This is a genomic window from Kitasatospora sp. NPDC005856 (assembly GCF_040629945.1).
Lineage (GTDB): Bacteria > Actinomycetota > Actinomycetes > Streptomycetales > Streptomycetaceae > Kitasatospora.
On record NZ_JBEXWT010000027.1, the window covers coordinates 1 to 12,608 of the forward strand.

Genomic DNA, 12,608 nt, shown 5'->3' on the forward strand with positions numbered 1-12,608 from the left:
TCCGACAGGAGGCCGTCCACACCCTCCCGGTCGGTGGTGTGGTCGTCCGCGAAACGACGGTCACCCGTCGCGTCCGGCACGTACTTCACACAGACGACGATCCTCAAGCTCATGAGCGGTTCTCCTGTCACGGGTGCACGGATGCACTGGATCCATGGCCTCAGGCATGCCGAGGGTACTGAGTGCCAAGTCCGGCCCGGGCGCGACCCGCGCACCGCAAGTGCCACCTGGACCGGCATACCGTGTCGGCTCTCTTCGACTGGCGTCAGAGGCTTCACGGAGAGAATACGGCACTCAGTACCCCTGGTAAAGGAACTCAGTACCCTTCCAGGCTCCGAGGGCCCGGACGACGGCGCGGGAAGCGGACACAAGGTTTCCGCAAGCACCGACCAGGTCGCGTCATGGAATCCGCCAGACACTCCGGGGAGCATCGACCCCGGGGCCGCGGACGGCCCCGAACCTGGGATCAAGGAGGGGGAGAAGGATGACCTTGGTGCACGGGGAACGGGACATGCACGGGGAACAGGACATCACGACGGCGGACGGAACGCGCCGGACGACGGCGCCCTGGAGCAACAACGGGCCGTGGGAAACCCTGAGGGACCGCAAGGAAGTGCTCGTGGTCGCGCAGACCATGGTGTACGCGAAGCGGCTGCACGACTTCTACTCGCTGCTCGCCCCGGACCTGCGGGTCCACGTGCAGTTCACGGTGGCACCGCACGTGTTCAACGGGGGCGCCGCGGAGATCCTCCGGGCGCTGGGCGGCACCGTACTGCCGTGGGAGCAGGCCGTCCGGCGCGAGTTCGACCTCATCCTGGCCGCCGGTTCGCAGGGGATCGAGCAGCTGCGCGGCCCGGTCGTCCGGCTGCCGCACGGCGCCGGCAACATCAAGCTGGCCCGGCGCGGCGCCCCGGACGGCGAGCGGCCGGCCATCGGGCTCGGCCGGGACTACCTCTACTGGGAGGGGCGGCTCGTCCCCACCTCCTTCGCGCTGGCCCACGAGGAGGAACTCCTCGAACTCCGGCGCGGCTGCCCGGAGGCCGTGCCGATCGCCGAAGTGGTCGGCGACCCGTGCTACGACCGCATCCGCGCGGCACTGCCGCACCGGGAGGCCTACCGGAGCGCGCTGGGGCTGCGGCCGGAGGAGAAGCTGGTGCTGGTCTCCTCCACCTGGGGCGACGGCTCGCTCTTCACCCGGCTGGACGCCGTGCTGCCCAGACTGACCGCGGAACTGCCCCGGCACGGCTACCGGGCCGTTCTGCTGCCCCACCCCAACATCGCGGCCCAGCACTCGGCCTACGCGGTGCGCTCCTGGGCGAGGGCCACCGCCCGGGGGGCCGTCACGGTGATCCCGCCCGAGACGGACTGGCGGCCGCTGCTGGTCGCCGCCGACTTCGTCATCGGGGACCACGGCTCGGTCACGCTGTACGGCGCGATGACCGGCGCTCCCGTCCTGCTCGCCGAGTACCCGCACCGGCACGTCAACCCGCGCTCGCCGGCCGCGCAGCTCGCCCGGACCGCGCCCGCGCTCGCCCCCGGGCACCCTCTCACCGACCAACTCGCGTACGCCGCCGAGCAGTACCGCCCGGAGGACTACGCGGCCATCGCCGACCGGATCAGCTCCGAGCCGGGCCGCTTCGACCGGAACGCCCGCCGGCTGCTGTACCGGGTGCTCGGGCTGGGGCAGCCGGCGCACTCCCCGGCTCCGGAGCCGCTCCCGCTGCCCGAGCCGCTGGCGGGGGCGCCGGCCGGGCCGCCGGCGGGGGCACTGCCGCTCCCGCTGCCCGAACCGCTGGGCACGACCGCGGCGGCCGGGGTGCTGGACGTGACCGCGGCGGCCGGGCCGCGGTGGGCCGGATGACCGCCGCGCTGCACACGGTGCGCCTGGTTCCGGTCGGCTCCGGGGCGGGCGGCTCCGGCGTCAACGGCTCCGGGGCGGACGGCTCGGGTAGGGGCGGCTCGGGTAGGGGCGGCTCGGGTATGGACGGGCCCGGCGTGAACGGCTCCGGTACGGACAGGCCCCACGTGAACGGCTCCGGTGCGGACGGCGGTTCGGCGGCCGCGCTGTTCGAGGCCCGGGTGACGTCCGCCGCCGGCGTCCACCACGGGCTGCTGGCCGCGGACCCGTCGGCTGCGGCGGAGCGGCCGGGGCCCGGATTCGTGGACGAGCACCTCATGCTCGACCTCACCGAGCCCGGGGGCCTACGCTGGCGCCGGCACGCCGACGTGCTGCACCTCGGTCCGGTGCCGGCGGCCGATGTCCACGCACGGCTCGCGGGACTGCTGGCCGCGCACCCCGGGTGCGCGGTGGCCACGGCCGAGCACCGTCCGGGGGCGGTGCTGGTGCTCGCCCGGTCCGGTGCACGGCTCGTCCTGCGGGCCTCCGGTCCGGCCGGCGAGCCGGTCCCGCCGCCGGCCCTCGGCTCGCTGGCGCACGCCTGGCTGGCGGCGGGGCGGGCACTGGGCGAACTCGACCGGGTCAGTGCCGCCGGGTGCCGGGCCCCGGGCTCCGGGTGGAGCCGGCTCGCGCCCGCGCCCACGCCTTCGGTCACGTCGACGCTCACGCCTCCGGGTCGTCCGGACGGGGGGTGACGGGGGAGTCCACACCGTACGCGGCGAGGCGGTCGGCCAGTCTGGCCGCCTCGGCCGCGGCGCCGACGTCCAGGTACCGGGCCCTGGACTGCTCGAACCGGGCGCGCGCCGCGTCCGGTCGGCCGCGCAGTTCCTCGACCTGCCCGGCGAACTCCAGCGCCCGCGCCTCCCAGTGCGCGGACAGCCGGGCCCGGAAACCCGCGAGCGCCTCCTCCAGGTGGGCCTCGGCGCGCTCGTAGGCACCCAGCCGGCCGTGCGCCAGGCCCAGGAACGCCATCGCGCGGGCCGCCTCGTAGTCGTCCTCGATCGAGGCCAGCTCGCGGCCCGCCCGCTCGATCGGCTCCACCGCCTCGGCCGCCCGGCCGGCCAGCAGCAGCACCTCGCCGTACGCCAGCCGGGCCAGTGCCGAACCGCGCAGGTAGTCCTCGGCCTCGCGGAGCCGGACGACCTCGTGCAGGCACTCGGCGGCCTCGGCCAGCCGGCCGGCCATCCGGTGGGTCTGGCTGAGCCCGTACAGCGCGTCCGCCTGCACCAGCGGACGGTCCGACTCCCGGGCGAGGACGAGGGCTTCGGTGAACCAGCGCGCGGCCTCCGCCGCCTCCCCCGCGTTCCGCAGCCCGTTCCCGCCGTCGGTGAGCATCCGCAGCTCGCCGCTGCGGGAGCCGGCCGCCCGGGCCGCGTCCAGGCCGATCCGGGTGGCCTCGACCCACAGCCGGGCCGGGCGAAGCCGCAGGAACAACGGCCACATGGCGTCGGCGAGTTGCCACGCGGCCGCGGGCCGCCCCAGCTCCTCGCACCAGCGCAGCACGCCCGCGAGCCGGTCGCGTTCCGCGTCGTACCACTCCAGGGCCGGTACGTCGCCCGCGAACTCCCGGACCGGGTGGACGGAGCGGGTGCGGTAGTCACGGGCGAGGCTGCGGTGGGTCGGCGAGACGACCGCCTCGGCGGCCGTGGCCGAGGCGAGGTACCAGTCGACGAGCCGGTCGAGCGCGGCCCCGGTGGACCCGTCGGCCCGGAGCCGCTCCCCGTGCGCCCGGGCGTGCAGCCGCACCAGGTCGTGGAACCGGAACCGCTCCGGCCCGCGCTCCTCCAGCAGGTGCACGTCGATCAGGGCGTCCAGCAGCCGATCGGCCCCGGACACGTCCACGTCCGCCAGCACGGCGGCGTTCTCCGGGGTGAACTCGGCGAAGGGCAGCAGCCCGAGTAGCCCGTAGAGCCGGGCCGCCTCCTCCCCCAGCACACCGTAGGACGCGTCCAGCAGGTCCCGCACCGTCTCCCCCTCCACGTCCAGCACCGCCAGCCGGTCGGTGCCGCGCCCGAGCATCTCGGCGGTCGCCGCGAGCGACTGGGCCGGGCGCGCCGCGATGCGGGCCGCCGCCAGGCAGATCGCCAGCGGCAGCCCGGCACAGGCGTCCACCACCTCGGCCGCGGCGGCGCGCTCGTCGACCACCCGGTGCCTGCCGACCCGCGCGGCGAGGATCTCGGCGGAGGCCTCCCGGGCGAGCGGGCCCAGCGGCCGGAACACCGCACCGTCGATGCCCAGCCCGGTGAGCCGACGGCGGCTGGTCACCACGACCACCGTGTGGTCCGAACCGGGCAGCAGCGGCCGCACCTGGGCGGCCGTCGAGGCGTTGTCCAGCAGCACCGCGATCCGCCGCTCGGCCACCAGCGAGCGCCAGAGCGCGGCGCCCTCCTCCAGGCTCCCGGGCACCGGGGAGATCCCGAAGGCCCGCAGGAAGCCGCCGAGGGCCTCGGCCGGGTCGGCGGGACCGCCGGGCGCGTAGCCGCGCAGATCGGCGTAGAGCTGGCCGTCCGGGAAACGGCCGGCCTGGCCGCGCAGCCACTGCACGGCCAGGGCCGTCTTGCCGACCCCGGCCGGGCCGGTCACCACGAGGGTGACGTCGGCCGCCTCGGCCTCGGGGGCCAGCGAGCGGTCCAGCGCCGCCAGGTCGGCGTCGCGGCCGACCAACCGCCGTGGACAGGGCGGGAGTTGCCTGGGCGTGGGCAGGGCGGAGGCGGCCCCGTGCAGGTGCAGCCCGCCCTGGATCGTGCCGGCCTGCACCACCGGGCCGGAGACCGTCGCGGCGCCGGCCAGCGAGTTCCGCACCACTCCGTACGGCAGGTTGACGTCGTTCACCGGCACCCGCCGACCACGGTCGATCCTGTCACTGGCTCCCCCGGCCTCGGACGAATTACCCCTGTGGCGCTATCACATGACGTACCGTCATGCGGAGACAATTCCCAAAAGCCCGGGCACCGAACCCTGCGGTGGTATGGCCGATTACCTCACGTGCATGCCATGCTCACCCGCGACACGGCAAGCTGGTAGCCAACCGGCGGGGGGCGTCAGATGAGGTTCCATCTCCTGGGTTCAGTTGAACTGTCGGTAAACGGTGAGCAATTGGCGATTCCGTCCGACAAGAGGCGGCAACTGCTGGCCGCCCTGGCCATGGACGCCGGAAGGCCGCTCTCCCATACCTCGCTCGCGTACCCACTGTGGGGTGAGGACCCTCCACCCAGCGCGCTGACCAGTCTCTACAGCCACGTTTCCCACCTGCGCGCATTGCTGAGACGGGCGGCCCTGGCCTCGGAGACGACCGACCTCCGGGGGGCGCCCACGATCGTCACCAAATCGCATACGTACACTCTGCGGACGGATCCCCTGCTGATTGACTGGTACCTGTATCTGGACCTCTCCGAACAAGCCGGACTACTCGCCGAGAACGGACAGGACCACCAGGCCAGAACCGTGCTGAGCCGCGCCGCGAGCCTGTGGCACGGCGAACCCCTGGCCGGCCTGCCGGGCAGCTGGGCCCAGACCACCCGCACCACCATGGCCGACCGGCACTTCACCACCACACTGCGCCGGGTCGAGATCGATCTGCGCATCGGCCGCTTCGCCGAACTGATCCCCGAGCTCACCGCACTGCGCGAGGACCGCCCCACCGACGAGCGCCTCGCCGGCCACCTGATGACCGCGCTCTACGCCGTCGGCCGGCAGACCGACGCACTGGCGGTCTACCCGGCCGTCGCCCGGCTGCTCCACGCCCACTTCGCCACCGAACCCGGCGAACAGCTCAGCCGCCTCCACCAGCTCATCCTGCACGGCGATCCGCTCCCCGGGGCGCCGGCCCGGGGAGAGACCGCACTGGCCACCCGGCCCGCGGCCGTGCCGTCCGAGGACGTCCCCGGGCGGCACCGCCTGATCGGCCGCGAGGACGACCTGCGCCGCGTCCTGCCCGGCCCCGGAACCCGGCTCGCCCGGGGCGGGGTGGTCACCGTCTCGGCCATCCTCGGCATGCCCGGAGTCGGCAAGACCACCCTCGCCCTGCACGCCGCCGACCTGATGCGCGAACACTTCCCGGACGGCTACGTCTACCTCAACCTGCGCGCCCACGTCGGCAACCAGCCGCCGCTCACCCCGGAGGCGGCGGGCGCCCTGCTGCTCAGACGCCTGGGCGTACCCGCCAGCACCATCCCGCTGGACGCCGACGAGGTGTTCGCCCTGTGCGCCGAGGCACTGTCCTCCCGCCGCGCCGTCGTCGTGCTGGACGACGCCGCGAACGCCGCTCAGGTCCGCCCACTGCTGCCGCCCGCCCCGTCCGCCCTGATCCTCGTCACCAGTCGCCAGCGCCTCACCGAACTCCCGGGCACCCGGCCGGTGTTCCTCGACGTCCTCACCGTGGACGACGCCGTGGCCCTGTTCACCGCCGTGGTGGGCTCCGAGCGCTCCACGGACACCGGGAGCATCATCGAGATCGTCGAACGCTGCGGCCACCTGCCCCTCGCGATCGAGATCGCCGCCAGCCGTTTCAAGGCCCGCCCGTCCTGGACCCTCGCGCACCTCGCCCGGCGCCTGTCCAGGAAGAACGGCCGGCTCGGGGAGATCCGTACCGGCTCGGCCAGCATCGCCCAGGTATTCGAGCTGTCCTACCGGTACCTCTCCCCCGGCCAGCGATCGGCCTTCCGACTGCTCGCCCTGTATCCGGGCCCCGATTTCGGCGTGCATGCGGCGGCGGCACTGCTCGGGCGGACGATCGATGAGACGGATGAGGTCCTTGAGGCTTTGCTGAACTGCCACCTACTCATCGAGATTTCACCTGAGCGCTACCAACTGCACGATCTTCTGAGGGAGTTCGCGGTTGCCTTGGGGATCGAACAGAAGCAGCGAGAGGCCGCTTCTCGGCGGCTGCTCGACTTCGCCCTGCGCACCGCCGACCGTGCTGACCACCTGCTTTACCCGCACAGATCGAGAACCACGCTTCCAGAGCAATCCCAACCCAGCGACACAGCCGTACTGTTGAGCGACATTGAGATGAACTCACAGGAATCGGCGAGGAGTTGGCTTGAGACTGAACACGCTGGACTGATCGCCTTGATCGCCCACGCACACCACACGGGACTCGCGGAACACGGCTCCTGGCTCGCCCACATCCTCGCCGGCCACCTGGACGCCGAGGCCTACTGGGGCGAGGCCCAGGACATGCACCGGGCGGCGGTGACGCACTGGCGATCGCAGGCGAACGACCGGCAGGAGGCGCGGGCACTGATCGACCTGGGCGCGACACTCGCCAACGCCTCCCGCTACGAGCCTGCGGCCGAGGCCCTCGAGCGAGGCCTCGGCCTGGCCCGGGCAGAGGGCGACCTGGACGCGGCGGCGAATGCCCTCAACCTCCTCGGGCGGCTCCGATGGAGCCAGAGCCGACTCCGCGAGGCCCTGGCGATCCAGCGCGAGGTGCTGGCCATTCGAGAGAAACAGGACGACCAATGGAACGTCGCCCGCTGCCTTGCCAACATGGGCATCCTGCATCGGTCGCTAGGCGACTCGGAATCAGCACTCACCGCCTACAGCAGCGCATTGCCATTGGCCCGAACGTTCAACGACCGGGTCCTCGAACTACGAATACTCAATAACCTTGGAGAACTTCACCTCAGCGCCGGAAGGAATGAAATAGCGCGAGGCATATTCGAACTCATTCTGAAAATCGACGACGCGGCCATGTCCCAGTTGGATCTATCTGTGGTCCGCACCAACCTGGCAGAAACGCTGGTGATTCCCGATGAACTCGAAACGGCCATCTCGCTCTACCGGTCGGCCTTGACGACATTCCGCGAGGTCGGCAGCGTCCGCCATGAAGCCGACAGTCTCAATGGGCTCGGCCAGGCCTTGCTCGCCGCCGGCCGACACCAGGAGGCGCAGCACTCGCACGCTCTCGCTCTGAGGTTGGCCCGATCCATCGGAGCCGCCCGCGAGCAGGCAGCCGCGATGCGCTGCCTGGGCCTCTACGAGGCAGCGGTCGGCAACCCGACCGCCGCTCTCGCGCATCTGACGGCTGCCGTCGCCTTGGCCGAGCAAGTCGACATCGCGGACGAAGCCGAACGGGTCCGCGCAGCGCTAGCCGACCTCAAGTCAAGTTATTCATATAATAACTATCGAAATGAGGTTCGCCCTTAGAACTCCAGCTTGATCGCCAGGCCTGGCATCTGGTTGAATCTGCGTACCCCGGGAGCCCAGACCGTCGATTGAGCACAGAGAGTACGATTGCGATGTTCATGTCCATCTGCATAGCCGCTCACCAGATCCTCGCTTCGATGCCGATCTGGTGCTAGGCGCGTAGGACGACGGCTGCCTCTCCCGTGTAGACGCGGAATGTCATCGATTCCTGGAGATACAGGCGAATCGTTTCTTCGTCGTGGGAGAGGTAGCCGACCGAGGCGTCCTGGCCGAGGAACAGTTCGAAGTCGCCGCCGCGGGCGGAGAGCAGGTAGGCGCCTTCGATGGCCGGGGCCCAGATGATGTCGCCGTCGAGGAGGCGGGCGATGTGGTTGTGGACGGGGTAGCCGTGGTCGCTGGTCTCGTTGACGGCGGTGAAGGCGTCCGCGCCGAGCAGGAGTGAGTAGGGGCCGCCGACGCCGGCGAGGCGGAGGGCGGTGAGTCCTCGGCTGACGGCCTCCGGGTACTCCCTGACGTCGTCGGGGAGTTGGACCGGCGGGTTGGTGGTGGCGGCGCGGATGCCGTCGATGGAGGCGGCGCGGTAGCCCTCGAAGACGGCGCGGTCCTCGGCCAGGGCGAGCTTGCGGCCGGCGTCCTTGACGGGCTGCCAGTCCGAGTCCCTGGATCCGCGTTCGACGTCGTCCACGGCGTCGCGGCGGACGGTGAAGGGGACGCGCAGTTCGACCACCGGCTGGGCGGCGCGGGCGCGGGCCTGGATGCCGTCCGTCGGGGGGTCGATGGCGGTCAGGTGGCCGGTGCCGACGGCGGCGAGGGTGGCGCCCTCGGGGCCGGTGAGGTCGACCACCCGGCGGCCGGCGATGTGGAGCTTGAAGGTCTGGCGGGCCTCCTCCTCGATCTCCTCCCACGCTGCGGCGGAGATCGGGGCGAGGTCCCGGTGGAGGTTGTTCATGTGCGGGGTCCTGTTCAGGTGGTCCGTCAGGTGGTCCGTCGGGTCGTCTGCTTGAGGCTGCCGATGCCGAGCGAGTCGCCCCCGGCGCCGGAGGCCGGAGCGGGAGCGGAGACGGCGGCGGAGGCCGCCGACGGCGCCGGTGCCGGTGGCGGGGAGTCGAGGAAGTCGGCGGTCGGGACGAAGAACAGCCCGCCGGTGACGGCGGTGGAGAAGTCGAGCAGTCGGTCGGTGGTGCCGGGCGGGTTGCCGACGAACATGTTGCGCAGCATCTCCTCGGTCACCCCGGGGTCGGCCGCGTAGCCGATGAAGTAGGTGCCGACCTCGCCGCCGCGGCCGGCGGAGCCGAATGTGCCGTACGGCATGTTGAAACGGACGATCTTCCGTTCCTCGCCGTCCGGTCCGGTGATCACGGTGAGTGCCACGTGGGAGTCGGCGGGCTTGACGTCGTCGTCGAGTTCGATGTCGTCGAGCTTGGTGCGGCCGACCGCCCCCTCCTGCTGCTCGACGCTCAGCGCGTTCCACTTGTCCATGTCGTGCACGTACCGCTGCACGACGACGTAGCTGCCGCCGGTGAAGTCCGGGTCCTCGGCGCCGATCAGGGCCGCGCGTTCGGCGGCCCGGCCCTCCGGGTTCTCGGTGCCGTCGACGAAGCCCAGCAGATCCCGGTCCTCGAAGTACTTGAAGCCCTGGACGGAGTCGACGACGACGGCGGCCCCGGCGAGCCGTTCGGTGAGCTTGGCGGCCAGCTCGAAGCAGAGGTCCATCCGCTCCGCCCGCAGGTGCAGCAGCAGGTCGCCGGGGGTGGCCGGGGCCCGGTGGCGGGGGCCGGCCACCTCCTGGAAGGGGTGCAGGGAGGCCGGGCGGGGGCCCGCGAAGAGGCGGTCCCAGAGCTCGGAGCCGATACCGGTGACGCAGGTGAGGGCGCCCGCGGGGGCCCGGGTTCCGACGGCGCGGCGCAGTCCGGCGAGGTCGGGCAGCAGGTCCCGGACGGCGTCCTCGCGGCCGGGTTCGACGGTGAGGACCAGGAAGACGGCCGCACTGGTCAGCGGAGAGAGCACGGCTTGCGGCGCTGTTCTGATCATGGGAATGATTACACCGCAAAGCGGACAATCCGGCGCGGCTGACACGCATCCGGACGGCCCCGTCGGAACGGCCTCCGACGGGGCCGCCGGCCGCTCCCCCGCACGGGAGCTGATGACACGGACACCTGGGGCAGCATCGGGGATCGTGGAAGAAGGCACTTCGAAGGAACCGACGCACTGCGCGGGTACCGAGGACGGCTACGACGTCCTCCAGTGGGACGTCCGGGAGGACTGCGAGGTGCGGCAGATCCTGGACCGGATCGCCGACAAGTGGTCACTGCTGGTGATCGCCCTGCTGGACCGGCAGTCGCTGCGCTTCACCGAGCTGCGCCGGGCGATCGACGGGGTCAGCCAGCGGATGCTCACCGTCACGCTGCGCCAGCTGGAACGGGACGGCCTGGTCGAGCGGACGGTGCACCCGGTGGTGCCGCCCCGGGTGGACTACGCGCTGACCCCGCTCGGGCGGACGCTGCACGCCACCATCCAGTCGCTGGTCACCTGGACCGAGGAGCACCAGCGTGAGATCGCGACGGCGCGGGCCGCGTACGACGCCCGGGGGGAGGTCCGGGAAGGGGCGTCCTGAGCAGCGGCGAGGGGCGGGTGCGCGTCCTCGCGCACCCGCCCCCTCCCCGGCCGGGGAGGTTCAGACCCGCAGCGCCGCCAGCTGCTCGGCGAACGGCACCACCTGTTCGGGCAGCTCCGGCGTCGCCGGGGCGCGCCCGGCCAGCAGGGCCGCCAGCTCCCCGGCCGCCCGGTCGATCCGGCGCGGCAGGCCGTCGGTGAGCCCGTCCCCCGCCGTGCCCCAGTCGTCGGTGGCCGCGTAGACGGCGGTCGGCAGCACCACCGCGCGCAGGTAGCTGAACAGCGGGCGGACGGCGTGCTCCAGGGCGAGCGAGTGCCGGGGCGTGCCGCCGGTGGCGGCGATCAGCACCGGCTTGCCGGTGAGCGCGTCGTTGTCGATCACGTCGAAGAAGGACTTGAACAGACCGCTGTACGAGGCGGTGAAGATCGGTGTCACCGCGATCAGGGCGTCCGCCTCCGTCACCGCGTCGATCGCCGCGCGCAGCCCGGCGCCGGGGAAGCCGGTGACGAAGTTGTTGGCTATCTCCACCGCCAGGTCCCGCAGTTCGACCACGGTGACGTCCACCTCGTGCCCCTCCAGGGCGAGTCGGCGCACGGTCGAGTCGGTGAGCCGGTCCGCCAGCAGCCGCGTCGAGGACGGCTTGCTCAGTCCGGCACTCACCACCACCAGCTTGAACGCGGTCACTTGGCCACCTCCACCTTCTCGTCGTCGTTCTCCCGCGCGTCCCGGGCCGCGACCAGCGCGGCGTGGGTCGGCCCGTCCGGCACCGCGTCCGGGCGGCCCTTGGCGAACTCCTCTCGCAGCACCGGCACGACCTCCTCGCCGAGCAGGTCCAACTGCTCCAGCACCGTCTTCAGCGGCAGGCCGGCGTGGTCCATCAGGAACAGCTGGCGCTGGTAGTCGCCGAAGGTCTCGCGGAAGGTCAGGGTCTTCTCGATGACCTCCTGCGGGCTGCCCACCGTGAGCGGGGTCTGCTCGGTGAACTCCTCCAGCGAGGGCCCGTGCCCGTACACCGGCGCGTTGTCGAAGTACGGACGGAACTCGCGCACCGCGTCCTGGGAGTTCTTCCGCATGAACACCTGCCCACCGAGGCCGACGATCGCCTGCTCGGGCGTGCCGTGGCCGTAGTGGGCGTAGCGCTCGCGGTAGAGGTTGATCAGCTTCTGGAAGTGCTCCTTGGGCCAGAAGATGTTGTTCGCGAAGAAGCCGTCACCGTAGTAGGCGGCCTGCTCGGCGATCTCGGGGCTGCGGATCGAGCCGTGCCAGACGAACGGCGGGACGTCGTCCAGCGGACGCGGGGTGGAGGTGAAGCCCTGCAGCGGGGTGCGGAAGCGGCCCTGCCAGTCCACGACCTCCTCGCGCCACAGCTCGTGCAGCAGCGCGTAGTTCTCGATCGCGAGCGGGATGCCCTGGCGGATGTCCTTCCCGAACCAGGGGTAGACCGGGCCGGTGTTGCCGCGGCCCATCATGACGTCCACCCTGCCCTCGGCCAGGTGCTGGAGCATCGCGAAGTCCTCGGCGATCTTCACCGGGTCGTTGGTGGTGATCAGCGTGGTCGAGGTGGAGAGGATGATGCGGTCGGTCTGCGCGGCGATGTAGCCGAGCATGGTCGTCGGCGAGGACGGGACGAACGGCGGGTTGTGGTGCTCGCCGGTCGCGAAGACGTCCAGGCCGACCTCCTCGGCCTTGCGGGCGATGGCCACCATCGCCTTGATCCGCTCGTGCTCGGTGGGGGTGCGACCGGTGGTGGGGTCGGTCGTCACGTCGCCGACGGAGAAGATTCCGAACTGCATGCTGCTCACCCGTCCCAGGTAGTCCAACTTTCAACCACTCTAGCACCCGGGTGCGGATCGTTATTCCCACCCGTTCCCACCGGTCGGTGCCGCCCCCGGAACGCAGCCCGTGGAACGTGGCCCCGGAACGCGGAACACGGAACACGGACCGTGG

At 71.9% G+C, this 12,608-nt stretch carries 9 protein-coding genes and 1 pseudogene; 4 read left to right on the forward strand and 6 right to left on the reverse strand.

Annotated features, from left to right (window positions below; genetic code table 11):
* A pseudogene (locus ABZ449_RS18230) lies at positions 1-113 on the reverse strand (electron transfer flavoprotein subunit beta); the annotation flags it as partial.
* A gap of 371 nt (positions 114-484) precedes the next feature.
* Here ABZ449_RS18230 and ABZ449_RS18235 point away from each other — a divergent pair.
* Both ABZ449_RS18235 and ABZ449_RS18240 read left to right on the forward strand, forming a co-directional pair.
* Positions 485-1,861: a hypothetical protein gene (locus ABZ449_RS18235; protein ID WP_360346734.1), complete on the forward strand. Its 1,377-nt coding sequence runs from the start codon at positions 485-487 to the stop codon at positions 1,859-1,861.
* On the forward strand, positions 1,858-2,592 hold the full coding sequence (locus ABZ449_RS18240; protein ID WP_360346736.1) for a hypothetical protein: 735 nt from the start codon (positions 1,858-1,860) through the stop codon (positions 2,590-2,592). Before ABZ449_RS18235 ends, ABZ449_RS18240 begins: the two co-directional genes overlap by 4 nt.
* On the opposite strand, the gene ABZ449_RS18245 is transcribed toward ABZ449_RS18240, so the two are convergent.
* On the reverse strand, positions 2,561-4,729 hold the full coding sequence (locus ABZ449_RS18245; protein WP_360346738.1) for a tetratricopeptide repeat protein: 2,169 nt from the start codon (positions 4,727-4,729) through the stop codon (positions 2,561-2,563). The genes ABZ449_RS18240 and ABZ449_RS18245 overlap by 32 nt on opposite strands.
* A gap of 213 nt (positions 4,730-4,942) precedes the next feature.
* Here ABZ449_RS18245 and ABZ449_RS18250 point away from each other — a divergent pair, with 213 nt between their 5' ends.
* Entirely contained in the window at positions 4,943-8,047 is a 3,105-nt protein-coding gene (locus tag ABZ449_RS18250; RefSeq protein ID WP_360346740.1) for a BTAD domain-containing putative transcriptional regulator, read from the forward strand.
* Between the two features lie 151 nt (positions 8,048-8,198).
* On the opposite strand, the gene ABZ449_RS18255 is transcribed toward ABZ449_RS18250, so the two are convergent.
* Together ABZ449_RS18255 and ABZ449_RS18260 are read right to left on the reverse strand one after the other, a co-directional pair.
* On the reverse strand, positions 8,199-8,996 hold the full coding sequence (locus ABZ449_RS18255; RefSeq protein ID WP_360346742.1) for a family 1 encapsulin nanocompartment shell protein: 798 nt from the start codon (positions 8,994-8,996) through the stop codon (positions 8,199-8,201).
* 26 nt (positions 8,997-9,022) lie between these two features.
* Positions 9,023-10,078, reverse strand: coding sequence for a Dyp-type peroxidase (locus ABZ449_RS18260; RefSeq protein WP_360346744.1), 1,056 nt, complete (start codon positions 10,076-10,078; stop codon positions 9,023-9,025).
* Between the two features lie 145 nt (positions 10,079-10,223).
* Here ABZ449_RS18260 and ABZ449_RS18265 point away from each other — a divergent pair, with 145 nt between their 5' ends.
* Entirely contained in the window at positions 10,224-10,661 is a 438-nt protein-coding gene (locus ABZ449_RS18265; RefSeq protein ID WP_360346746.1) for a helix-turn-helix domain-containing protein, read from the forward strand.
* Positions 10,662-10,721: 60 nt separating this feature from the next.
* Here ABZ449_RS18265 and ABZ449_RS18270 read toward each other — a convergent pair whose 3' ends face one another.
* A complete protein-coding gene (locus ABZ449_RS18270) occupies positions 10,722-11,345 on the reverse strand; it encodes an FMN reductase (protein ID WP_360346748.1) in 624 nt (207 codons plus the stop codon).
* The gene (locus ABZ449_RS18275) at positions 11,342-12,454 is read right to left on the reverse strand and encodes an LLM class flavin-dependent oxidoreductase (RefSeq protein ID WP_360346750.1); all 1,113 of its coding nucleotides are present in this window, start codon (positions 12,452-12,454) and stop codon (positions 11,342-11,344) included. Before ABZ449_RS18275 ends, ABZ449_RS18270 begins: the two co-directional genes overlap by 4 nt.
* Between the last annotated feature and the right edge of the window lie 154 nt (positions 12,455-12,608).

Excerpts from the sequence above, each read along its gene's own strand:
- ABZ449_RS18235 (WP_360346734.1), top strand. The coding sequence starts at position 485 with ATGACCTTGGTGCACGGGGAACGGGACATGCACGGGGAACAGGACATC.
- ABZ449_RS18240 (WP_360346736.1), top strand. The coding sequence starts at position 1,858 with ATGACCGCCGCGCTGCACACGGTGCGCCTGGTTCCGGTCGGCTCCGGG.
- ABZ449_RS18250 (WP_360346740.1), top strand. The coding sequence starts at position 4,943 with ATGAGGTTCCATCTCCTGGGTTCAGTTGAACTGTCGGTAAACGGTGAG.
- ABZ449_RS18255 (WP_360346742.1), bottom strand. The coding sequence starts at position 8,996 with ATGAACAACCTCCACCGGGACCTCGCCCCGATCTCCGCCGCAGCGTGG.
- ABZ449_RS18260 (WP_360346744.1), bottom strand. The coding sequence starts at position 10,078 with ATGATCAGAACAGCGCCGCAAGCCGTGCTCTCTCCGCTGACCAGTGCG.
- ABZ449_RS18275 (WP_360346750.1), bottom strand. The coding sequence starts at position 12,454 with ATGCAGTTCGGAATCTTCTCCGTCGGCGACGTGACGACCGACCCCACC.